Source organism: Pararhodonellum marinum (genome assembly GCF_015354735.1).
GTDB classification, from domain to species: Bacteria; Bacteroidota; Bacteroidia; order Cytophagales; family Cyclobacteriaceae; genus Pararhodonellum; species Pararhodonellum marinum.
In genome coordinates, this window is sequence record NZ_JACEFJ010000011.1 from 104688 (window position 1) to 128121 (window position 23434).

Consider the following 23434-nt stretch of genomic DNA (forward strand, 5'->3'; position numbering starts at 1 on the left):
CAAGTAATCTACTTATGTTCGAACACTTACTTTTCCAATGATCCCAATGTCACGCCTGTGCTTTTTATCTGTCTCCATTTGCCATTGATATCGATGACCGGAATATTTTCTTTTTGAAAAATCCCGGCACCAATAGCAGGGCTATTTTCTTTTAAGTTGAAGTCAGCGGTATGATGATCCAAAGTGGGATTGACGAAAAGCGGATCTGCTACGATGTCTCCCTGCCCTTTGACATTGGGTATGACACCACCGAAATACAGGTTGTTGACCCTGACAATATTTGCCGTATTTCTATCTTCCCTTTTTTCCAGCCATCTATCCAAAGGACGGTCATCAAGGGCAACCACTATGTTGTTGACTACATTGACATCCTTACAAAAATCAAATCCCAAGTTTCCCCATTTGAGGTCAGGAGTAATCCCATTGTGGTATAAGGTATTGTTGACGATGTCCAACCGGTGACTTCCCCAATTTTGTATACCTCCTCCTCCATTTCCATAAACAAGGTTATTTTGGATCAGCGTTCTTCCAAGGTATGCATCGGGATAGAGGTACTCTTCAGAATTGGCATCAAACAGCATCCCATTGCCATTGAAAATTTTAGGCTCACCTATTTTCTTATGTACTTTGCGCTGATTACCATAAACCTCATTTCCTCTCACCAAAATTTTGGTCACATTATCCACCTTGTCAAAATCCGAATACATCATCAAGGAAAATCCTGCCATCGCATAGGCAACAGTAGTATAATTGTTAAACCGGATGATATTGTTTTCAAGGGTTAGGTAATCAATGGCTGAAGCAAAAATCCCATCTGACCCAAAGTATTCCACCATATTATCCGCAATTCTGATATGATGGTACATCCTTGTCGGTGCATAGGTTGCATCAATATTAATCCCCTTGGTTTCGGTATTTTTTGTGGGGTGTCCGATTTCATCTGGATATAGCGTGAAAACTTCTTCACTATTACCACGAATAGTCAATCCCCGGATTTCGAGATAGGAAAAAAGCGGGGTCTCACTAAAATCGTATTTACTTCCCTGTGAAATCATCACGCCATCGCTTCCGTGACATAAAATCACAGGTTTGTGACCAGGGTAATTTTTTAGGGTAATATAGGCAGCTGGACCTCCGGGACGTCTAAAATGCGCCACAGCAAGTTGATTGGAGTTTTTCGGGTCAGGATTTTGGTAGGTGCCATCCATTAACAAAATGATGTCTCCCTTTTTTGCTACATCCAATGCTTTCTGTGGATCTGCAAATGCTGTTTTTTCCGTACGTCCGTCATTGTTGTTATTTCCCTGTGGACTTACATAAAAAGCAGGTTTGCTGTATGCAAAATTATCGATTCGAAGGGCGACGGAGTCTTCATTGAAATCAGCTATTTCCAAGTTGCTGATTTGAAAGCTAAACTGTACGAATGGATCCTCCGGGTTGAATTTCCCCGTCCCTGAAGCTTGCATTTCCGAAAGTTCCATGGTTGAGCGAAGATAAAAATCAGAAGTGGCCGGATATACATGCTTTTCCAGTGCTCCTGTCCTCCTTTTTTCCTTGTCAAAAGATTCGATTTTGACGAGGATGGGACGGTTGGTGGAAACCGCATGGTCAAAACTGATGGTCAGTTTCCCCAAATTTTTTTCCTGGTTTTGGATAGGCAACAATCCGGAATTCAGGGATGCTTTCCATTCCTTGGTTGTTCCGAGTTCATGGATGGTCAGTTTTAAACCATCAGAAGGAATGGTGGTGTTTGCAATGTCCACCGTGCCGAACTTTCCCCATTCCGCTTTAGCCGATAACTTTTGATTGTCAACAAAGGCGGATAAGCTGTCCCATTGGGCTTTTGGCTCATAATCTTTCCAGTAATGTTCTTCTTTGTTGAAGTCGGTGGTGTATATGGCTTGGGCTTGGGTGTCTGTGAAAACAACCGCCAAGATCAGCATAAATGAAAATGAAATCCTGAAAGCAAGCTTAAGGTTTGCTTTCAGGAAATCTGAAAAAGAATCGAAATAGGCTATCATAGGTTTGTGGGTTAAGAATTTTTAATGGTTTTCAGCTTCTTTGTAAGAAAACTATTTTTTTATTTCGGATTTATTGGAAGTCCGATGACCGATGACCCCTGCCTGCCGGCAGGCAGGGATGTACCGGACATGTCAGTCTAATTCCAAGAATTATATTGAATTACCATTTTACTGGTATTATTGAGTACATACATATTTTGTTTTCACTATTACTTTTTGGTTTTATTTACTTTCGGGGAATGATTCTAAAAGTTTTGAGCTGATGTTGGTTGAAATCGACAGGCAAGGTATTCCCACTTGGCTCCAACTCCACCAAATCAGTTTCTATATGCGTGGTTTGCCAAGCTTGTTGGATGGGAAGTTTCAGTTTGATTTTGATCGTCAATGGATTTGCATTCATATTCCAGCATCTCGCCATGATGCCCTTTTCAATTCCTTCTTCTGCAGGCTTAACACTCCAAAGCAAAACATCTGGGTTATCGATGGTTAAAAGCGAATAGGTGGTTTCATTGCTTTGTAAATGATCCCCTGTCACTTTGCCCGTGAAAAGGGGATTTTGGTGTTCTAGAGAGAATCTCATTTCCTCAATGGGATCGAAATCTCCCTGATGTGTTTTCAGGGCAAATTGATACAGAAAGTCGGTCTGCCCATTTTGGTTGGGGAATCCCAACGCATTGCCATCCTCCCATTTGGTATCCACCTGACCGCCTGCCAAAGCCTGTAGATAGGATGAGGTTTCGTCCAAGGAATAAACACCACTCTCTCCCAAACTGAAAAAACTACAGTCAATATTGGAAATGGTGACACCATATTGGTCTTCACTCAAAGTGGCAAAATGGTTGAAGGTCTGCCAATCATACCTTGCCTGTTGGGAAGAATAATGACCTCCGTTATCTTCAGTTTTTACGGTTAAGATCGCACCTAATTCCTCATGCCTTGTGGTAGGCTTATTGAGGTCAAAGTCAAAAGACCAGGTATTCACATCTCTAAAATTTTCCTGTATACTGTCCTGAATCTCAATCATTGGTAGGTCTGCAAATAGCGTTACCCTTACCGTATGCTTGACCGGATCATTTGAAATAGCCTTCAAAGTGACGGAAACAGGGCCTTCATTTTCGATTTCAATCTTACTTCCAACATTCGGGTCATTGACTCCCAAACCATTGACAAACCTGCCATTTGAGGTATTGACCAGTTGACGGTTATTGGCTTTCAGATCAATGATTTCCGTAATGGCACCTGAAGGGCTGAGTCTTACTTTGAAAAATTCATTTGAAACATATTCTCCCGAAATTGTGAACGGGTTTTTCCCTTGCTTTGGATTTCCTTTTTGGATTTCAAATACTTTATATCCCATAGAGGGGATGTTGGTTGCTGCTATCCTGATGTAGGTTTTATCCCCCTTTTGGATCAATTGATTTGGAACTTCTTTTTTATCGGTTAGGTCAATGACCCTGACCGGATCTTGCCCACTGTATTCAAAATCCGCATAATCATTTCTTTCCCAGCTAAGGGGATTGAAGACATAAAACCTGTTTTGATTGTCACTGTTGATCAGACTCCCTAGATGATCGGCACTAAGCAATTGAAGGGAATCCACATAGTTTTCAAGGTTTTCCTGCAACCTGATCTGCCAATCCGCCCTTTCAGCAATCGCAACTTTGCTATCTGCTGTCCAATCGTGTTCCCAATACAGCCCAAATGAATCCCAAGCTTTCTCCCTTGATGCTTTCAACTGTTTGTCAAATCCAGGTTTTTTCAAGGAAACAATTGTGGCAAGAGCCTCAGCAGTACGCAACTTCTCTGTAGACCTTCGCATTTTTGCAGTGGTCTCGTTCATGGAAGCGGTATATAAATCCCATTCATTTCCATAGCTCAAGGTCTCGGAAGGAAGGCTGGGGTAGTTTTTTCCTATGTCCTCAAAAAAGTCCTCCAAAACAGAAACCCTGACTTTCCTTTCCGGAGTTGTCGTATTTTGGGCAACTTGGATAAATTCCGGTGCCCGGTAAGTTTCAAGGTCATCATGACCATACCCGAAATTCCCCACCGCATTGTATGGATACTTTGATTCTGCAGAAATGGTATCCGCCATTTTCTCCATTCGGGGAATCAGCGTCGCCAATTCACTGACCACATCCGTGGACTTGAAGGTGGTCCTGGTTTCGGCATAACTACCAAATGGTGTCAATACACCTTCCTGATAAGTGTACCATTTCATGATCACACTGGAAGAATCCAAACCGGTGTATCGGTAAAGTTGGTTGCGGCGGTTTTCCCGGTATTCATAGGACATCTGACTGGCATATCCGCCGATTCCATACCAACTGTATTTTGCTCCGGAGCCGGCCCAAAGGGAGCTCAATCCCAAAGGAATAGTGTTGTTTTCCATCCCTCCTGCCATGCGGAATCTGACATCATAATCCCTTTCCAACTGACCTGCATAAAACATCCCCCTGATCACCGCCTCAGTAGGTTGGGAGCCAAAGCAATTGATGACCGCATTGAGCGGACTACTGATATGACCGGATTTGATGGCAGCAATTAACCTATCAAATTGTTTGGCTGTCCTGTGTTTTTGATAGGCTTGGAGCCAAATGCTCCCATCACAATTGAACCTCGCCTGAAAGTCAGAAGGATTGTCTTTGGTCGCATCAATCTCATCCAAGTAGTAATCTAACATATGGACAAAAGCGGAATCGTAATCTACCTCATTGGCTGTCCACATATAATCTGTGTGGTCATCGATGGCGATATACAATCTCTTGACCTGCTGAGCATACAGCGTGTATGGAACAGAGAGCAAAACAACAGCAATTGTAATGAGCGTAGAAACGTTTTTCTTCATTTTCAAGGTTTTTTGATCCATTGATGTTTTCCTTTATTCCTATCGCTTTGTATTTAATCCATAGGCAAAATTTTCATTGTCTTTTAGATAAATAAAAGATTAAAAAACAAAGCGGAATAGGCTTAAAGGAAACAGTAATTTGGTCAATCCAAAAATACCAGAGTAACCCTAAAAAAAATTGTACTCCAATTGCCAGTTGTAATACAATTTCATCAGATGTTGATCAAAAGGGTAGAAAAAAATAAGGTGATAGGGTCAGCAAACGCTAAATCAACGGCCTAACACCATGGATGAACCAATGTGGAAAATGGAATTGGAAATTCTGAAAAGTTAAAATGTTGTTAATGCAAATCACCTCTAACTTCATTACTAAACACCTCCATGTTGGAGACATTATATAATACAGGCAAATTTTTTTCCCTTCCAAATAACCTCGACATCTTTAAAACGACTATAGTCAATCCCACCCTCATCTATCCCTAAGTGGCCGATTGTTTCCCCTTCGCAGTTTATAACTGAAGGTTTAGGAGAGGAACAGCTTGGACAACAGCTTAGGATTACAAATACAGTTTTCGAAAGGTAACTGGCCTTGATTATATAAAAATAGGAAGGAAACAGGTTTGCTTCCAACTCTTGAACCCGCTCTGAAAGCCATCCAATGTTTTCAATGGGGTCTGAAACAGAACAGGCAAAACTTGGTTCCATTCTTTCATGACATGAAGTCATGCAAAGGAGGGAAAAAGCAAACAATAGACCACAGGATTTCATGACAGTATTTATCTATCGTGACGTATTTCTCAATAAAATTGTCTCAATGGATTGAAATACTTTTCAAATTTTACATCTGAATATAATATAGGGTTGAATTCCCGATCAAAACCTAAATCCCAACCTGTAACTGGTAAGGTAACTGAACACCCTGCTGTTCCCATTCAATCCCTGTTCAGCCAGCAACCTGTTGGTGGCGTCAAGTTGAACTTCGAACATCAAGGCCCCGATTTTTTTGACAGGAAACTCTACCCCGGCTTTAAGGCTTCTCATCAGTCTGGTTTTGGGGAATTCAAGTGGAAGGGGATCAAAATAGGTGATATCATCATCCCTATTCACGAAAACGTACTTCTGAGTTCTGGTCCCTTGCATCCAATTCGTGTTTTTGGATAAGAAATAATAGCTTGCCCCAAGCCCCCCGTAAAGCTTTAGATTTCGATTGGAATAGAATGTATAATTCAGGGTAATCGGAATACCTATCATTCTCAATTCAAAGTCTTCCTCGGTAAGGTAATACGTATTTACATTGACAGTCTCACTCCGGTACTCCAAATCAAATTCCTGGAAATTCAAGCCTGCTTCCAGAAAAAATCGGTTGGTGATTCTGGGGAAATGCATCCGGACAGTTGACTGTAGAGAAATAGAAGGATTTATGCTTTCAATACCACTATCCGTTGTCAACTGAGAAGACCCTATTGCCAAGGTTTTTTGGAACCTGATGGATGATTGTTTAACATGGTACACCTGAAAATCCTTTCCTGCGCATTCGTGGTAAAAAGCAAACAAATCAATCAATTGGTTTTTTCTTAAGCCAGTTTCTCCTATCCTCCGATTCATTTCCAACTGACAGGATTCCTGAAAAAAGGCATAGGAAAGAAATCCCTTGTACTGTTCTTTGGTGACGTAAGTATTCTGCTTGCCGTCGCTTTGTAAATTCTCTTTGATCAAGGGCAGAAATTTTCCTTCAGAGGACAGATAAAACCGGCCTTTGTAATACAACAGGTCCTTTTCTCCTTTGACCAAAACCTGTACAAAAACCTTCTCCCTTCCCTGAATCAGGTATTCGGAAATGAAAAAACCAAAATCGGCTGCATAAAATGAATGAAGGTCGGCCGGTCCATACCTTTCTTTTTTGCCACTATCCCCTAAAAACAGAAGGGAGGTGTGGGTTTTGTCATCTTCATTCAGGATTACTTTTCCCGTTCTTTTTTCTCCATCATTCAATTGAATGAAATCTGATTGGTTTTGGGCGAAAAGTGCGGGAGTAAGCATCATGGAACACAAAAACAAAGCTCCTAAAAACATGGATTTGAATGGCATATCCTTGGGGTTAAAATCAAGCAATGATAATCAGAAAACCAGAAATAAAAAGCTTTTCAACTAAAAATATTTTTAACAACCTAAAGATGTATTTTAATCCAATAAAAAGGCTTGATACAATGACTTTTCCATCCGGGATAACTTACGTCATAAACAAAAAAAGGAGGGCAAAACCCTCCTTTAAAATTTTGAGAAATACAATGCTTAACCTCCGGTAAAGATCTTTAAGATGTCATTGCCGATGGCAAATACCATCAAAGCCAACAAGAGCACCATACCCACCTTTTGGGCATTTTCCAAAAAACGGTCGGATGGACTTTGGCCTGAGATCATTTCATACAGTAAAAACATGACGTGCCCACCATCCAAGGCAGGAATGGGCAACAAATTCATAAATGCCAGGATCATGGAAATCAGACCTGTGATGCTCCAAAATTTCACCCAGTCCCAGGTATCACCGTAGATTTTGGCCATTCCAATGGGTCCACTCACATTTTTGGTGGAAACCTCCCCGGTAAACATTTTACCCAAAGCACGGGCATTCAAGATCACCACACTGAAAGCCCTTTCAGTTCCTTTTGGAATGGACTGGGCGAATGTATATTTCCTTTGGACAGGTTCTACATAGGGATTGACATAGATACCGATGGTTCCTTTGGGACTGACTTCTACAGGTTCAGTAAATACCTCTTCTCCTCTTTGAAAGGTCATCTGCACAGACAAGGCCGTGTTTTCTTCCAGAACTTGTTTGAAGTCACTGAAATAACGAATGGGCTTATCATTCACTGCCACTACCCTATCCCCCTCCTTTAAATCAAGATGGGCTACATTTCCTTTGGGATCAATTTCCCTTATTTCGAACGGTATAGCAATGTCAATGAACTGAGACATGCTTTTCTGATTGGAAAAAGAATTGATGAAACCTCGTGGAATATCTATTCGGATTACCTCGCCGTCGCGCTCTACTGTGTAATATCCTTCATCGCTAAGCAGGGCATCTCCGCTGCTGAGATCAGAGAGGCTTTCATAAGGCTGACCATTGATGTCCAAGACCTTATCCCCGTCCTGAAAGCCAATCTGCTGTCCAATGTCAAAAGCCACTATGCCGTGCTCAATGACCTGATCCCTGGAATAATATGTTTCTCCTCGATTGTACACCAAGGCAATAAAGATCAAAACCCCGGTAAGGACATTGACGATAATTCCTCCTAACATCACAATCAAACGCTGCCAGGCCGGCTTGGCCCTGAATTCCCATGGTTCCGGTTCCCCGGAAAGTTTTTCTGTATCTAAAGATTCATCAACCATCCCCGAGATTTTCACAAAACCTCCCAAGGGTATGGCTCCGATGGAATATTCCGTTTCTCCCCATTTAAAACCGACAATTTTTGGCGGAAAACCGATGGAAAATTTTTCCACCCGCATGCCAAACATCTTGGCGGTAAGCAGGTGGCCCAACTCGTGTAATCCTACCAAAATTGACAACCCCAACAGAAGTTGGGCTACCATCACTAATGTATCCATTTCTTAATTTTTACGCTTTAAATATTCTTTGGCCCTAATTCTTGTCATCCTGTCAGTTTCAACATAATCTGCCAAGGAAGGGTGCCTGATGTACTCTACTTCATGCATCATGGCTCTGATCAGGTCCGACATTTCCAGAAAGCCCAATTCTTCCTTCAAAAATGAAGCCACAGCTATTTCATTGGCCGCATTTAAAATACAGGGAGCATTGCCTGCCCGGTTGAGGGCATCGTATGCCAATTGCAGGTTTTGAAAGGTCTTCGGGTCCGGTTGTTCAAATGTCAAGGAGGCATATTGAGCAAAATCAAACCTGGGAAAATCAGACGGTATCCTTTCCGGATAAGAAAGAGCAAACTGAATGGGGATACGCATATCGGGTAGTCCGAGTTGCGCTTTGATGGATCCATCTGTAAATTGTATCAAAGAATGCACGATAGACTGAGGATGAACGATCACTTCAATCTGCTTGGCATCCACCCCAAACAACCATTTGGCTTCTATCACCTCGAGCCCTTTGTTCATCAAAGAGGCGGAGTCTATGGTGATCTTGGCCCCCATATCCCAATTGGGATGTTTCAAAGCCTGGGCTTTGGTCACAGTCTTTAGAAAATCCCTGTCTTTGCCTCTAAATGGCCCCCCAGAGGCAGTCAAGATGAGCTTTTCGATAGGGTTGTGAAACTCCCCTACCAAACACTGGAATATCGCCGAATGCTCAGAGTCAATGGGATAAATATTCACCGCATTTTCCCTTGCCAATCGGGTGATCAATTCCCCCGCCACAACCAAAGTTTCTTTGTTGGCCAAGGCAATGGGCTTTTTGGCCCTGATCGCGTGTATAGTAGGGATCAATCCGGCATAACCCACCAAGGCTGTCAATACCATATCTATGGAATCCATTTCCACCACATGGGTCAGCGCAATTTCCCCCGCATACACTTTGATGTATTGGGGATCGAGGGCCTGCTTGACCTGCACATAGAGGTCCTCATTGCCTATCACCACACAGTTGGGCTGAAATTCCAATGCCTGCGCGATCAGTAAATCCGCATTGTTGTGGGCGGTCAGTACCTCTACTTCAAATCGTTCAGGGTGATTTCTGATTACTTCGAGTGTTTGTGTACCTATGCTTCCTGTGGAGCCTAAAATGGCTATCCGCTTTCTATTTGACATGTATCTGTTTTTTCCGAAAGGGGCTTTAAGGGATAACATCCCATGAAAAGCAAAAGTTATGGCAATACGCTGACAAATTTACAAGGTTAAGGGCGTTTTGCCTGCTTTTTTTTCCATATTTTATTTTTTTGTCAGTTTGGCACCTTTTATGAAATCGGGTAAATGAAGCATTTTTGATCCAAAACAGCTTTACAACAGCATGATGGATTAAAAAAAATTTAAAATTTGTTAATTAATTCATCCAAATCATTCGAAGCACGTAAGGTAGTCCAATGATGAACATATCCAAACCCGTACTCACTTTCACTATTGCCCTTGTTGCCGGATTTATTGGTGCCTGGGTTTTTGTCTCTTTCTTCCATGCTCCTCACCCCGAAGCGTTTGCCTCACTGCCCTACTCAGATACAGATGGCTATCGGGTGAATCTGGAAGAACCTGTTCAAAGAATGATCAGGGACATGCCGGTTTCCTTCGTGGAGGCTTCTGAAAACAGTACGGAATCAGTGGTTTTTATCAAGAATTTTTCAGGCACGGACCCCAGAAGATACAGCATGTTTGACTTCTTCTTCGGCGGCGGTCCTTCCCAGCGGGTAAGTACCGGTTCGGGGGTAATCATCAGTCAGGATGGCTACATTATCACCAACAACCACGTCATAGACCGAGCGGAGACCATCGAAGTGGTACACAAAAAAAGAACTTATCCTGCTAAGCTAATAGGTACTGACAAAAATACTGACATCGCTGTATTGAAAATTGAGGCCCAAAACCTGGCCCAAATCCAACTCGGCACCAGCAAGGATCTGAAAATCGGAGAATGGGTATTGGCGGTGGGCAATCCCTTTAACCTGACTTCCACGGTCACGGCAGGCATAGTCTCTGCCAAAGAAAGGCAGATCAATATCCTGGGTGGAGACTTTCCTTTGGAGTCCTTTATTCAAACAGATGCGCCCATCAACCCCGGAAATTCAGGCGGGGCCTTGGTCGATGTGGAAGGCAGATTGGTGGGCATCAATACGGCCATCCTGTCCCGAACAGGCAGCTATACCGGGTATGGCTTTGCGGTACCGGTGGATATCGCCATGAAAATCGCCAATGACCTGATCGAATATGGAGAGGTCCAGAAAGCCATCCCAGGCATTGATGCGGTGGAAATCACCCCGGAATTGGCTGAGGAAATGAAACTGGAGAGCCTGGACGGTGTCATCATCACCCATATCGTGCGGGGTGGGGCTGCGGAAAAAGCAGGCTTACAGAAGAATGATGTGCTCCTGAGAATCGGACAACAGCGCATTACCGGTAAAGGAAGTTTTGAGGAAGTGCTTTCCTATTATTATCCCGGAGACAAGGTCCAAGTGACCTACCAGCGCAACGGCAAAACCCAGAACGCTGACCTTGCTTTACAGAACTTAGAGGGAGGTAGTGGCATTCTGAAAAGGGAATTCTACAGTTCCAACCTGCTCGGGGCCCGACTGGAGGCCGTCAATACCATAGAAAGGGATAGATTGGGAATTTCCCACGGGGTAAAAATCACAGGCATGACCCGGGGATTTCTTAGAGATCTGGGCCTGAGGGATGGCTTTATCCTTACTCAAGTCAACAAGGAACCGGCCACCGGCCCCAAAGAAATCGGTCAGTTTCTGGAGGCCTTCAGTGGTCGACTGCTGCTGGAAGGCGTCTCTCCCAATGGACAGCCCTTCATGCAGTCTTACAACATTCGATAAAATGGATTTCCGCTTCTTTGCCAGTAACATAATATTCTCCTTTAAACGGGTGGGAAGCCGGAAGTCCGATGAAAACATGTTTGATAGTAATTAAAAGATATAATCACTGAGAAATAGCTTCATCTTTTATTTTAACTCCCTAAAAGGGTCTGAAATTTTTCAGGCTCTTTTTTTTATTGTTTATACGCTGCTTTACCAGTAAATGTAAAAAGTCAAAATGGCCTCGGAAGACAGGCCTGCCGAGGTGTAGAGAAAAGATAATTTGGCTATTGCAGAATTCCATATATCAATTTTTTTTTATGATTTACTTGAGTATACTCAATTTTAAAAGTTAAAGTAGTCAATCATAGAACGCTTAGAATGAGAGGTAACCCAAAATCTACTTAACATCCACCTAAAATCCATCAATATCTCCATCAGTAAATCCATCATTATAGTGGCTTTCATTCCTAGGAATCAGAATAATTTCTTAAATTAGAACAAATACCTTTCACATGAAGCCCATAGAAAAAAACTGCGAAAAATGTCTGGAGGATTTCAAAGAAGCACTGAATGAGCTGAAAGAAACCATAGATCTGGCTGAAAAAAAAGAGGACATGGACCGATATGGGCACAAAATCATCAGGACTTTCGAACTCACCCATGAACTTGCCTTGACCACCATGGCAGAATATTTCAGAAAGGAAAGCAAAAAAACCTTTTCAGGCTCCCGGGATACCACCCTGGAGGCCTTCCATGCCGATCTGATTGACGATGGTTCGGGATGGTTGGAAATGATCATCTGCCGGATCAAAATCACCCCAATTTATGAGGCAAACCATGACCGGGAGTTGATTGAAAATATCCGGCATAAGTACCTTTTGCTTTTAGAAAATTTTGGGAGAAAGATGAGCCGCATCGTAGATTCCTGAAAATATTGCTCATTTTGATAATTTTTTTTTGCTTCCCTTGTCGCACTTTCTATACCACTTGCGTCTTATCTTCAAACAGGCTTTTTTTACAACCAAAATCTCAAAATTATGGGCAGATCGCTATACCTCCGTCACAATTGGTCTTTGAACTTTCTTTTATCCCTTTTTATGGTACTGCTGCTTCCGGCATGTCAGGATGAAGTAGAGACCACCTATACCTACCATACACAGGTTCCCGTGTTTTTGCAGATCAATACTTTCCGGGAAGCTGAAATTATCATTGAGCCGGGCAAGCAACTGGAAAATCCCGGCAAGATATACATTTACGGAGATTACCTTTTTGTGAACGAGCCCAAGAAAGGCATCCACATCATCAACAACCAAAACCCCTCCAATCCCGTCAACATCAACTTTATCAACGTGCCGGGAACAGTGGATATGGCCATCAATTCCAATATCCTCTATGCCGACAGTTATGTGGACCTTGTAGCCTTTGACATCAGCAATCCACAGGATATCAAAGTGGTCAAAAGGGTGGAGGACGTATTCCCAAATATCTACACCCATCAGGAAACAGGAACTTTTGTTACGTATAAAGATACGGTCATCACCACCACCAACCGCATGATGCCCAACAGAGGATGGGGAAATGGCTTATTTTTCTCGGATGCAGCAGGTTTTTCTAGTCAAAGGTCTGAATCGGGAGGACAAAGCTATGGTCAGGGTGGCTCCATGGCCAGGTTTACCCTGATGAGTGGGCACCTCTACGCAGTGAACGATTATGAATTGAGGGTTTTTGATGTACAGTCTCCCACAGAACCTGCTTATCTGGACAAGATCAATCTGGGTTGGGGCATAGAGACGATTTTTCCCTTTCAGGATAAACTCTTTATCGGTTCCATGACAGGCATGCACATCTATGATGCCAGCCAACCATCCAGTCCCAAGAAAATGGCGGTATATGAACACGTTACCGCCTGTGACCCTGTGGTCGTCAATGAGAACTATGCCTTTGTCACCCTCAGGTCAGGGATGATGTGCCGCATGGATGTGGATCAACTTCAGGTCATCGATATCAAAAACCCTTACCAACCCAAGCTGCTGAAGGCCTATCCTATGGACAACCCACACGGTTTGGGCCTGGCTGGAGACTACCTTTACTTGGCAGAGGGGTTACATGGTCTAAAAAGCTTCAATGTATCCGATGTGCTGCGGGTGTCAGAAAATCAGCTGGAACACCTGAAAGAGATGAAATCCGTGGACATCATTCCGGGCCCAAAAGCCCTTATCGTCATCGGTCCGGACGGGGTCTGCCAGTTTGATTACAGCAATCCAGAAAAATTAAGAAAACTCAGTTGCATCGATGTCCGCAACCCGATGCCCCTTTAATTGCTGAGAATTGTAGATATGAAAACTTTAAGTGCAGCCTCTTTTTTATTGGTCCTCCTGATGGGTTCCGCTTTTGCCCAAAACATGCCCTTTGTCAACCAAACCGAAATCGGTGTTCAAAGGGGAAGCAATGAATTTGCTAATAGGACCAACTTTACTTTTCAGACTTTTAATGGCGTCCGTATCAATCCCTACCATGAATTTGGATTTTTTATAGGGATGGACACCTATCCCGGTCTTCATTTGATGCCTCTGGGAATGGGCTGGAGAGGTATCCTGGAAAAAGAGCGCAAGTTCAGTCCCTATCTGTCCATGGATATTGGGTATGGTTCTACCCTTTTGGAAAAAATGGAACTCGATGAGTGGAACAGACATTCCTGGTATGATGGCGGGATGCTCTTCCATCCATCGATAGGTCTCCGCAAAAAAACCAAAGGAAAAACCCAACTCAGTCTCAGCTTTGGATATAAATTCCAGACCGTCCATTATTATGAAGGCAATCCCCTCACCGGTTCCTTGCCTTCCGGGGCCAATCGCACCGATCCCTCCCATTGGAGCTATCTCCAGGCCAGCCGGCTTCAATTCCACAACCTGGTCCTAAAAATGGGTCTGGTTTTTTAATCGGATAAATCCTACAACAGCTAATCAGCTGACAGATGAAGGTCTGCAAACCAATATTCCTGCTTTTTTTCTTCCCCATTGGCCAAGGTAAAGGAATAGGATTTAGAGATAATTTCTTTCATCTTCACCGCAACAGATTGGGAAAAAATGGGACCATCCACGCAAAAGGTATGGAATTCCCCATTTTCCCCACATGGATCGAGGTCCGGAGGAAGCCCGGCCAAAAAGTCTGGATCAAAGGCTTTTCCCATCCATTTTTTCTGGATCTTTTCGGAATCGGCTGCACAGATTAAAGTTCTAAAACCATTTTGGATAAATTCCTGGGCCAGTTTCTGGGTATCTATTCCCCAGAGTGGAAACAGGGTTTCCATATTTTTTGCTGCGGATTGCTTTTCCCTGTATTGCCTTAAGTCCTCCAAAAAAATATCCCCATAGGCAAGGTGCCTAATGTCCTGGCTCGCTAAAGTATTGAGATAGGCATTGATGGCTTTTTCATAGGCTTGGTTATCAGCGCTTGCAGGGTAATAAAGCTTATCAAGCGGCAATCCTACAGCCAAAGCCTGGGCCTCTATCAAGCTTTCGTGTATGCCATGCAAGCCTACTCTTCGGGTTTCCTGCCCAAAGGTGGTATGCAATCTGACCACTTGATATTCTGGGGATTGATTCAGTTTCCAAAGGGCAAAGGCACTGTCTTTCCCCCCTGACCAGCTTAGGGATACAGGGATACTTGCGTATTTTTTCATGATAAAGGTTCAAAATTCGGAATTTTTCAAAGTTACAGGTGGCACAATTAGGTTTTAAATCATTTGAGTAAAAAGAATTTGGAAGGCTAGAAATTTCATCTGCTGAAAGCCTCACGCCAACCTAACCACCCTGACGCAATCCAACATGGCCTGATTGATCGTTCCGTTCATGTTTTCACAGAAGGCTTCTAAAGAAAGGGTAAAGTGGTGCAATCCTTTTTCCAATGGAAGCTGTATGGAATTGCTTTCACCCCATTCATCCCATATCTCCATCCCTCTATGCGGAAAAACAAATGTTCCAATAAAAACATCTTCACGATACAAGGCCCTGATGGCACAGCTGTTGCCGGTATTAATCGGGCCATTGCCGTTGCTGTAGACAAAGTGCATCGCATAATCCCCGGTCTGAGGAATGGATAATGTAAAAGACAAGGCTTTGTTCACCGTCTTACTGATTTCAACATAGCCTTCTCCCCGATAACCGCTGTAGGCTGACAGTACCGGTCCGGCAAATTTCTCCAACTGCACCACACCCATCCCCTCAGCTGCATTCGCCAATATGGGTGCGCTGGCATAGGATTCCTCTTCCCTGTCGGATATGGCTATTACCTGGTAAACCGCATGGTCTTTTCCGCTTATCGCAACTTGAGACTTTTCGGTCTGTAAATAAAACTTTCCATTTTTTAAGACTTTATACCCTTTCGCATCATCCTGACCTTCCCAAACCAAGGTGTTTGCATGTAATTTTGCTTTGGGGGTGTCCGGAGAAAAAAACACTTCCTGTTTGTTGATTTTGCTGAGTGGTCCGGAATGGTTGGTCAAAGAAATTTTTACGTGATGTTGGCCTTCCAAGGTCAAAGGAATCTGGGGCTTGTCCAAGAGCTGTCCGTCCAGGGAGATGGTTTGAATCTGTCTTCCGAAACCCTCCATTTCCAAATCCAGTACGACATTTCTTATTTTTAAACCTTGAAGCTGCTTCTTTCCGGTGTATTTTTTGGGGACAGAAGGACTAAAAGTCAGGTAATCTTTTTCAAAACCCAACCCAAAAAACACCTTAAATACCATCCCAAGGTTGCCGGCTACACTCCATAACTGCCTGTCGGAGTTGATTTGGGTGCCTGCATGCTCCCCGGAATGGACAACAAAATTTTCCTTGTTGGTCAGAAAAAGTGCAGCAGCCCTGTAAATGGCATCCAAACTTTCTGTCAATGCGTCTTCATTCCCCACTTTCGCCGCTGCCAAGGACCAGAAGGCTTGTACAAAAGGCCATACGCCATCATTGTGATAAGGGGGAATACCAGGGATCTGCGGAAATATACAGGGGATCCCAAACGGGGTAACAGGAGTTTGGGCAACCACCTGATTCTGTTTGTCATGATCAGCAATATCAAATAGCACACACAACGCTTCTCCTAATGCCTCTGCCCTAGGGGAAAGCAGCTTATGGGTTCTTCCATAAAGATATTGTCCATAGTAGCCTTTGTCCTCCATCCAAAGGTGCGTGTTGATGGCCGTTTTGATCTTTGCAGCATGGCGGGCATACTCCTGTGCAGGTGCATGATCTTCCAATTCAGCGGCTATCAAGGCAAGGAGTTTATTGGCCTGATGGTGGACAGCATTGGTTCCCAAAGCAAGGGATTCAAAAATATCTGCGGGCTGCATCCATCGCGGATAAGTCTGTTCCCTCCAATCCAAAAAGGAAGATTCTCCCTTGACCAATCCGGTTTTCGGATCGTGTACATTTTTCAGGTCATCCTTTACAGAATCCTTGATGACGGGATAGATTTCCTCCAACCAATCCCGATCTCCGGTCACTTGGTAAATTTCATAGGCCGCCAAGGCCCAGACCACCCTGTCTGAAGATACGGGATAAGCACCTCCGGTTCCCGTGTCCTGAACGATCCTTCCTGATTTTACTTTCCTTCGAAGGCTGTTTTTGGACATTTCAGGTTCCAGGATACCCAAGCCCAGCATGATCCCATAACTTACATCCCGGGTCCATACGCCTTCCCACTTTTCACCTGTCCGGAAGGTTTGATCTGCTTCTGTGTTTAAGATGACTTCCTCTAAGGAAAGGTTGTACAGCGCATCGATCAGGATTTGCTCACTTTTAAAAGTAGGATAATGGGAAATGTCAGACCTGAGGGTCCATTTCGCTTTTTGCCGGTTTTGATTGGAGACGATTTCGGTGGGAGAATTGGCCATGGCAACAAAGCCCTCCTGCTCTACTCTGTCGGCTTTGACCTGAAATACAGGCTTAGGGCCGTGCTCACTAAATCGGTTTGGATCACTTTTTGGCTTCATACTTCTTCCCATCAACGCAATAATTACCAAATGATTCTTGATCGGTTGATATTCATTGATTTTTTTTCCACCATGAAGACGGGAATCACAATATGGCTTTAAAACTCAACCCGATAACTAAATATGGGAATCATCGGGGTGAGGTAGATGGTTTTGATGCTGTTTTCCATGGGTTCAAAATAGCTGCCGAATACATTTTGACGGTTGGTGACATTCTGAATGTCCAAAGCGAGGGTCTGTGTGGATTTGGGTCGGTTCCGCATCAAGCTGATCCTGACATCGGTTCGGAAATAGGCGGGATTCTGTAATTCGAAAGCCCTCGACTCCACCCATACGGTCTCTCCTTTGTTGATGGATTCCTCCAGATCAATCGGGGTATTGCGCAGCCCACCTCCATACATTGATTTCAGGTTGATGCCAAATGTCCTGTTTTTCTTCCATTGGTATTCTTTGCCTGCGGTCAGGACAAAGTTTGCCCCGCCATTGAATCGGGTGTTTCTCCACCTGTTTTCCTCGGTTTTGTAAAGGGAGTTGTACAAAGAGGCCGACAAAAGGAAGTAGAGGTTGTTGTGGGTAAACTGTTCAAGGGTAAATTCCGCCCCGTAGTTTTTTCCCAGTCCCCGGTTGACCAATGCGTCAGTGGCAAAAGACCATTCCTGATTGATGATGGAAAAGGTCTGATCTTCGCCTGGTTTGATGGGAATTTGGAACAGGTGCTGGTAATATGCTTCCACTTTCATCCTCAGGTAGGGATTCAGGGACCGGTCGTATCCCAAAACCAGATGATGGGACTTGCTCAGTTCGAGTGCTTTGTTGGGCAGAAGGATTTCACCGTTTTCTTCCTGTCTGGCAAAGTAAGTCCCCAAGGGCTGTACCTGACTGTGCAGACCATATCCCAAGCTGATCCTTTGCTTTTCATCCAATTCATACGCTGCACTCAGTCGCGGTTCTATTGAATTGGAATTGTTCAGCATCAATTGCAGGTAATGCAGGCCCATATTGAGGGTCAGGCGTTGGCTTGCCCTGATGTTCAGCTGTGAAAAAGCCTGGACACTTTGGGTGTTGCCCTTGGAATCAATGTTGGTCTCCATTTGCCCAAGGCCTTCCTCATAGGTTTTTTCCTGGACCTTGTAATACAGTTGATTAAGGAAAATCCCGCTTCTGAGGCTGTATTTTGGAGAAATTTTGGTGTTCAGCACCGAACTGAAGGTGATTTTGGATTGGCCGTTTTCCGAAAAGAAACGCTCATCATTTTGATATTCCTGATCGAGCCGCCCATATTTATCTCCCATGCTGGTCCCGGATGCCAATAGGGTGGTCTGCAGAAAATTGGATTGTTTCAGGATATAAGAATGCTTGATGCCTACGGCCCCTGAATTGGAGAAAAAAGTGGAACTGAGCCGGTCAAATTCCCCCGTCCAACTCAAAGAGTCCTTTTGGGCATTTCTGTTTTGGTCACTCTTACCCCCGAAACCAAAGACGGTAATCGTGCTTTTTTCTCCCGTGGGCAGGAAAAAGTTGAAAGAAAGATCCTGAAAGTTGGTCACGAAATCCCCCAACGGAACGCCGATTTGAGAAAGGAGAGAAAGGGTAGAATACCGGTAATTGATCAGATAGGAACCTTTGTAGTTGGGGGAAAATGGCCCTTCAGCAGCAATGTCGGTTCCGAGAAAACTTGCCTGCACCGTAAATTCCCGTTTTTCATTGTTGCCCTTTCTGAGGCTGAGGTCAAATACCCCGGAAAGGGCATTGCCATATTCCGCCGGGAAGGCCCCGGTGATAAAGTCCGAATTGGTCAGCAACTGGGCGCTAAGGATGGAGATGCCCCCTCCCGCCGAACCCGGGAAGGCAAAGTGGTTGGGATTGGGAATGTCTATGCCTTCCATTCTCCAAAGGAGTCCATTGGGGTTGTTGCCCCGGATAGAAATGTGGTTGTTGCCATCATCGGTGCTCACCACGCCTGAGTAGGAAGATGCCATCCTGGCTGGATCATTGACCGCTGCGGCAAACTTCCGGGTTTCTTCCACCGAGAAAGTCCTGCCGCTCACTCCGATCATTTCATTGATGGTCCTGTCCTTGTCTGCAGCCAGGACCACCACTTCCTGCATCTGACTGAAATCCTCCTCTATGGTGACGGACAAGACCGTTTCTTTCCCGGAATTGACCTGAATCTGAGAAAGCAAGGCATCACGGTAGCCGATAAATCCTACGCGCAGCGTATAAGTTCCAATAGGCACCTGGGGAATTCTAAAATCACCGTTGCTATCGGTGGTGCTGCCCAAAAGCGGATCGGTGCCCAGGATCATGACCGTAGCGCCGGGCATCGGGGATTTGGTAACCTGATCCACCACTTTCCCCCGGATGGTCTGGGTCAGAGTTTGAGATTGCAGTGTATTCAGCCCAAAGCAAAAAAGAACTGCAAGGATTTTTGAAAAGGAGTTCATAATACTGGTTTAGTTTTTCTAATTAAAGTCCAGAAAGTACCTTGGTTTGTTAAAACTTGATAAAATAATTTGGACCGTTCACCTTTTGATTGTTCACAATTTCACAGCAAGACAATCCAAGTCCGATTTCTGAAATCATCTCCCCCATTTCCCTCCACCAACAAAATACCCTAGTGTAAATCCAAAGTATTCATTGGTGGCTTGGCCAATGATCTCTCCGCCTATGTTTTGTAAATTGCTTTTGGGGACAAAGTTGTATTCTACACCAATTCGGAATTTCCCGAGTTCCACCCCTGCTCTCGCCATAGGCGCCCAAGCAAAATTCGCTTTTAATCGTCCCACATCTTCTGACGAGATATCATTGCTTTCTATTTTGATATTGCTCAAGGCATAATATCCAAATCCGGCACCGATATAAGGAGCTACACCACCTTTTCCATAATTGAAATAATAATTGGCCGTACCCAAAACCGATGTATTTGCGCCTAATTCTCCGCTATAATCATCTGGAATCTCGTAATAGACTAGCTCTTTGGCCAAACCTGCTACTCCCATTCTCAGACCCAGAGCAAGATTGCTCCTGACGAGCACCTGAGGTTCAAAATTGACCAAGGCACCGATCCCCCCTTCATTTGGGGCAGCTATCCCCAGATCCATTTGAAATCTAAATCTTTCTGCTTCTTGGCTATACGCTGTGAAGACGATATTCAATAGAATAATCATTGCAATTAGCTTTTTCATTGTGTTTTGATTGTTTAAGTTTTTCTGAGTCACAATCCCTCCCGTAATGCTCCTAAGCCGGATTGGATTTGAAATTGGTTGTGTTTTCAAGGGTATGACAATCCATGGCAAGGATACCCCTATTTGCTTGTTGATTTTTTTGTAAAAGGCGTTTGAAAATCAGGTTAGAAAAAACGTAGACCTGCCCTGAATCCCCACCATAGCTGGCTTGATAGGTCTTCAGGATGAGCCCGCTCGTTCCTAATTGTGGGACGGACATAGGTGAAAAGTTCCGGATGATCCGGGAAGGAATCGTCATAAACCCTGAAATTCAAAGTAGGTCCTGCGAAGAGGGCCATTTTTTTAACCACCTGAAATTCAGCCCCAACATACAACCGGTTGACCAGGTTCAGTGCTTCCACATTGCCTTGATTCAACTGCTCCGAACTCGCCTCGATGTTGAGGAAGAGGTTTCTGCCCAACCGGGGAGAGGTACCGATCCCATAGCCAAATGCCCAGGTTACATTTTCGCCGATTTCAGGTCTTATGCCAGCAAAAAGAATGTTGTAAAATTCCCGCTTTCCGGTGCGCAGAGCCAAATTCAGTGGCAGCACTTCATTGAAGCTAAGCTCCACGGTATGGTAGCCTGAGCGGACAAAACTGATCAGTCCCACCGGCACCCCACTCATGCTGTCTGCATAGTTGAAGAGGCCGAGCTGAAAACCCTGAACCTTAGTGGCATAATTGAAAGGGGCCACTTGGGAGCCTTTGACGTCTTTAGCAGCAAAATTGGCCAAGCCGGAGACCTGCGTTCCTTCGAGTTCAGCTGCGGTAAAGTTCAGGAGACCGGAAACCTGCACTCCTTTTACTTTTTTGGGTGAAAAATTCATCAGGCCGGCCAATTGTACTCCATCCACTGTTCCGGTGGTGAAATTGGTCAGTCCAGCCAACTGCACCCCTTTGACGTTTTGCAGGTTGGAATTGAACAGGCCTGCAAGTTGCACTCCATCCACCTTGCCCCCGACCTGATTGAAAAGGCCCGCCAACTGTACACCGGTCATGTCACCCCGGTTGATGTTGAACATTCCCGCCATTTCAAAGGCCCTGGTGCCTGCGGAATAACCGCCCAGGAGATTGAAGGAGACATCGTTGATTGCATTGCCCGAATTCATGCCATTGGTTCCGACAAAGGGAACAAAGGAAAATTGGATGGCCACCGAGGTGGTATCGGCTCCAGATAGCTGGAAGGGCTGAAATTTGTTGTGGCGAGGTAGATTTTCCTGTTGGGAAACAGGGATTTCGATGGGGGAAACTTCCAGGCTATCCGGGTCCAAGGAAGACTGCCCGAGACTTAACCCTGTGGAAAAGAGTGCGAAAATTGCTGTTGCCGTGATTGTTTTGCTGAATGGATTCATGGTTTTGATTTGTTTTCAATTCCATGACAGGCGAAAGGTACTTTACCCCTATGGGGGTTAAGAATATTTTTTGAAAAAGTCAAAAAGCAGAATTACAGCTTACTTTTCACAAAACTTATTTTCCTTTGCATCTTTAGGCATATGGTACCTCTTTTAACATGTTGGAGCCAATATATGGGCTTAAACCATTTTTTGTGACAACTTCGAATTTTTGGTTTTTATATACTTCTTCAAACAAATTATAAACCGCCATCAAGTTGTCAAAATTTTCTTTTTCAGGCTCAAATTAAATCAGCAAATCAATATCGTTGTCATCGGATTGTTCTTCACGTAGGTAGGAACCAAAAAGTCCAACATTTCGAATCCGTGGGTTAAAACCCAACGGTTAATAAATCGGTCGCTCCTACGGAGCTGAATATTCAACTTGGTCTGGTCAGCTTTACTTCAGCATTAATTTCTTCCCTGGTCATTTTGGAGAAACCGACCTGTTCGGCTATTTTATTACATTCTAGGAGGGCTTTCCGAGCAAGCTAATTATTCGGATAATGCTTATTTTTTACCATTGGTTTTTGTTTTATTTTTCAGAGATTAGTCTGATAATAAAGTGTTTAACATGATTTTTCAATACGTCAAGCCCAGTCAGATACTTAGCCCCTTTATTAAGGGGTACTTGATGGCACATTTTAAATTTGACCAATCTGTTCCTGCACCACCAAAGAGTTATCCCGCACTTCCCTTTCACGGAATCACATTTTACGTCAAGGGATTTGTAGTAGCTGAAACCCCAGAATTGGATTTCAAAGTAAAATCCCCCCGATCAGTCATTTTGGGTCAGTCAACTTATAGGTTACTTTACAATGTGTCCCACAACGAAGAATACCTCATGGTCCACGTTGATTTTTATCCAAATTCCATTTTCAGATTGTTTGGGATTCCCATGCATGAATTTACACATCGAATCATGGATGCAGAAGCTGTTCTTGGCAAAGAAATGTTAGATACCAATGATATGCTTGCCGATGCGAAATCCTACGAAGAGGTAATGGAAATCATCAATCGTTTTTTTGAATCTTACATTAGAAGAAAAAATCTCACATCCAATGGCCATTTGGAAAAGGTCACCAAGCTCATCATGGATAGCCCTGAAGATTTTAACTTGGAAAAAATGGCAGGTCTTTCCTGTTTGAGCAACAGCCAGTTTGAGAGAAAATTTATCCAACAGGTGGGGGTCAGTCCCAAATTTTTCTCCAGGATATGTAGGTTTAATAAGGCTGCCTCACTTAAGGAAAAGTGTCCTGAAATGGATTGGCTGAGCATTGCCATTGCTTCAGGATATTTTGATTATCAGCATTTGGCAAAAGATTTCAAAAGATTTTCAGGTGAGACACCTGTTTCCATGTTAGTGAATTTTCAGTCCTCTCCGGAGAAATGGCTTGATTTGGTCTGATTGCTTATTTTTTACCAATTACTCAATAGCCTCAAGTTTAACTTTGTGTTGTTAGTTAGAATTTAACCCCT

At 43.9% G+C, this 23434-nt stretch carries 16 protein-coding genes; 5 read left to right on the forward strand and 11 right to left on the reverse strand.

The genetic code is table 11. The annotated features are described in order from the left end of the window. Positions 1-26: 26 nt before the first annotated feature. The 5 genes from H1A14_RS17910 to H1A14_RS17930 form a co-directional block, all read right to left on the reverse strand. The gene (locus H1A14_RS17910; protein WP_194777663.1) at positions 27-2021 is read right to left on the reverse strand and encodes a right-handed parallel beta-helix repeat-containing protein; all 1995 of its coding nucleotides are present in this window, start codon (positions 2019-2021) and stop codon (positions 27-29) included. A gap of 226 nt (positions 2022-2247) precedes the next feature. Further along, positions 2248-4866 carry a glycosyl hydrolase-related protein gene (locus H1A14_RS17915; RefSeq protein ID WP_194777664.1) on the reverse strand — a complete coding sequence of 873 codons (2619 nt, stop codon included), beginning with the start codon at positions 4864-4866 and terminating at the stop codon, positions 2248-2250. A gap of 873 nt (positions 4867-5739) precedes the next feature. Beyond that, positions 5740-6954, reverse strand: coding sequence for a hypothetical protein (locus tag H1A14_RS17920; RefSeq protein ID WP_194777665.1), 1215 nt, complete (start codon positions 6952-6954; stop codon positions 5740-5742). Positions 6955-7158: 204 nt separating this feature from the next. After that, complete coding sequence (gene rseP / locus H1A14_RS17925; protein ID WP_194777666.1) at positions 7159-8478, reverse strand: RIP metalloprotease RseP; 1320 nt, start codon at positions 8476-8478, stop codon at positions 7159-7161. Positions 8479-8481: 3 nt separating this feature from the next. Further along, complete coding sequence (locus tag H1A14_RS17930) at positions 8482-9648, reverse strand: 1-deoxy-D-xylulose-5-phosphate reductoisomerase (protein WP_194777667.1); 1167 nt, start codon at positions 9646-9648, stop codon at positions 8482-8484. Positions 9649-9920: 272 nt separating this feature from the next. Here H1A14_RS17930 and H1A14_RS17935 point away from each other — a divergent pair, with 272 nt between their 5' ends. The 4 genes from H1A14_RS17935 to H1A14_RS17950 all read left to right on the forward strand — a co-directional run bounded on the left by H1A14_RS17935 (position 9921) and on the right by H1A14_RS17950 (position 14290). Then, entirely contained in the window at positions 9921-11369 is a 1449-nt protein-coding gene (locus H1A14_RS17935) for a S1C family serine protease (protein WP_228527851.1), read from the forward strand. A gap of 494 nt (positions 11370-11863) precedes the next feature. After that, entirely contained in the window at positions 11864-12280 is a 417-nt protein-coding gene (locus tag H1A14_RS17940) for an HI0074 family nucleotidyltransferase substrate-binding subunit (RefSeq protein ID WP_194777668.1), read from the forward strand. A 108-nt stretch (positions 12281-12388) separates the two neighbouring features. Next, positions 12389-13669, forward strand: coding sequence for an LVIVD repeat-containing protein (locus tag H1A14_RS17945; protein ID WP_194777669.1), 1281 nt, complete (start codon positions 12389-12391; stop codon positions 13667-13669). Between the two features lie 18 nt (positions 13670-13687). Then, positions 13688-14290: a hypothetical protein gene (locus tag H1A14_RS17950; RefSeq protein WP_194777670.1), complete on the forward strand. Its 603-nt coding sequence runs from the start codon at positions 13688-13690 to the stop codon at positions 14288-14290. A gap of 20 nt (positions 14291-14310) precedes the next feature. Here the strand turns inward: H1A14_RS17950 and H1A14_RS17955 are convergent, their stop codons facing one another. The 6 genes from H1A14_RS17955 to H1A14_RS23450 form a co-directional block, all read right to left on the reverse strand. Next, the gene (locus H1A14_RS17955; protein WP_194777671.1) at positions 14311-15033 is read right to left on the reverse strand and encodes an adenine nucleotide alpha hydrolase; all 723 of its coding nucleotides are present in this window, start codon (positions 15031-15033) and stop codon (positions 14311-14313) included. 111 nt (positions 15034-15144) lie between these two features. Continuing rightward, positions 15145-17337: an alpha-L-rhamnosidase-related protein gene (locus H1A14_RS17960; protein WP_194777672.1), complete on the reverse strand. Its 2193-nt coding sequence runs from the start codon at positions 17335-17337 to the stop codon at positions 15145-15147. A gap of 98 nt (positions 17338-17435) precedes the next feature. Next, positions 17436-19781: a TonB-dependent receptor gene (locus tag H1A14_RS17965; RefSeq protein WP_194777673.1), complete on the reverse strand. Its 2346-nt coding sequence runs from the start codon at positions 19779-19781 to the stop codon at positions 17436-17438. Positions 19782-19916: 135 nt separating this feature from the next. Continuing rightward, positions 19917-20522 (reverse strand): porin family protein, encoded by a 606-nt coding sequence (locus H1A14_RS17970; protein WP_194777674.1) that lies wholly within the window; start codon positions 20520-20522, stop codon positions 19917-19919. A gap of 164 nt (positions 20523-20686) precedes the next feature. After that, on the reverse strand, positions 20687-21916 hold the full coding sequence (locus H1A14_RS17975) for a hypothetical protein (RefSeq protein ID WP_228527852.1): 1230 nt from the start codon (positions 21914-21916) through the stop codon (positions 20687-20689). A gap of 286 nt (positions 21917-22202) precedes the next feature. Further along, positions 22203-22298 (reverse strand): nucleotidyltransferase domain-containing protein, encoded by a 96-nt coding sequence (locus H1A14_RS23450; RefSeq protein ID WP_394355337.1) that lies wholly within the window; start codon positions 22296-22298, stop codon positions 22203-22205. Between the two features lie 231 nt (positions 22299-22529). On the opposite strand from H1A14_RS23450, the gene H1A14_RS17985 reads away from it, so the two are divergent. Next, positions 22530-23363, forward strand: a complete 834-nt coding sequence (locus H1A14_RS17985; protein WP_194777675.1) for a helix-turn-helix domain-containing protein — start codon at positions 22530-22532, stop codon at positions 23361-23363. The last annotated feature ends 71 nt before the right edge of the window (positions 23364-23434 follow it).

Coding starts and splice junctions, on each gene's coding strand:
- H1A14_RS17960 (WP_194777672.1), bottom strand. CDS start 17,337: ATGAAGCCAAAAAGTGATCCAAACCGATTTAGTGAGCACGGCCCTAAG.
- H1A14_RS17915 (WP_194777664.1), bottom strand. CDS start 4,866: ATGAAGAAAAACGTTTCTACGCTCATTACAATTGCTGTTGTTTTGCTC.
- H1A14_RS17975 (WP_228527852.1), bottom strand. CDS start 21,916: ATGAATCCATTCAGCAAAACAATCACGGCAACAGCAATTTTCGCACTC.
- H1A14_RS17945 (WP_194777669.1), top strand. CDS start 12,389: ATGGGCAGATCGCTATACCTCCGTCACAATTGGTCTTTGAACTTTCTT.
- H1A14_RS17970 (WP_194777674.1), bottom strand. CDS start 20,522: ATGAAAAAGCTAATTGCAATGATTATTCTATTGAATATCGTCTTCACA.
- H1A14_RS17985 (WP_194777675.1), top strand. CDS start 22,530: ATGATTTTTCAATACGTCAAGCCCAGTCAGATACTTAGCCCCTTTATT.
- H1A14_RS17935 (WP_228527851.1), top strand. CDS start 9,921: ATGATGAACATATCCAAACCCGTACTCACTTTCACTATTGCCCTTGTT.
- H1A14_RS17965 (WP_194777673.1), bottom strand. CDS start 19,781: ATGAACTCCTTTTCAAAAATCCTTGCAGTTCTTTTTTGCTTTGGGCTG.
- H1A14_RS17920 (WP_194777665.1), bottom strand. CDS start 6,954: ATGCCATTCAAATCCATGTTTTTAGGAGCTTTGTTTTTGTGTTCCATG.
- H1A14_RS17955 (WP_194777671.1), bottom strand. CDS start 15,033: ATGAAAAAATACGCAAGTATCCCTGTATCCCTAAGCTGGTCAGGGGGG.
- rseP (WP_194777666.1), bottom strand. CDS start 8,478: ATGGATACATTAGTGATGGTAGCCCAACTTCTGTTGGGGTTGTCAATT.
- H1A14_RS17930 (WP_194777667.1), bottom strand. CDS start 9,648: ATGTCAAATAGAAAGCGGATAGCCATTTTAGGCTCCACAGGAAGCATA.
- H1A14_RS17940 (WP_194777668.1), top strand. CDS start 11,864: ATGAAGCCCATAGAAAAAAACTGCGAAAAATGTCTGGAGGATTTCAAA.
- H1A14_RS17950 (WP_194777670.1), top strand. CDS start 13,688: ATGAAAACTTTAAGTGCAGCCTCTTTTTTATTGGTCCTCCTGATGGGT.
- H1A14_RS17910 (WP_194777663.1), bottom strand. CDS start 2,021: ATGATAGCCTATTTCGATTCTTTTTCAGATTTCCTGAAAGCAAACCTT.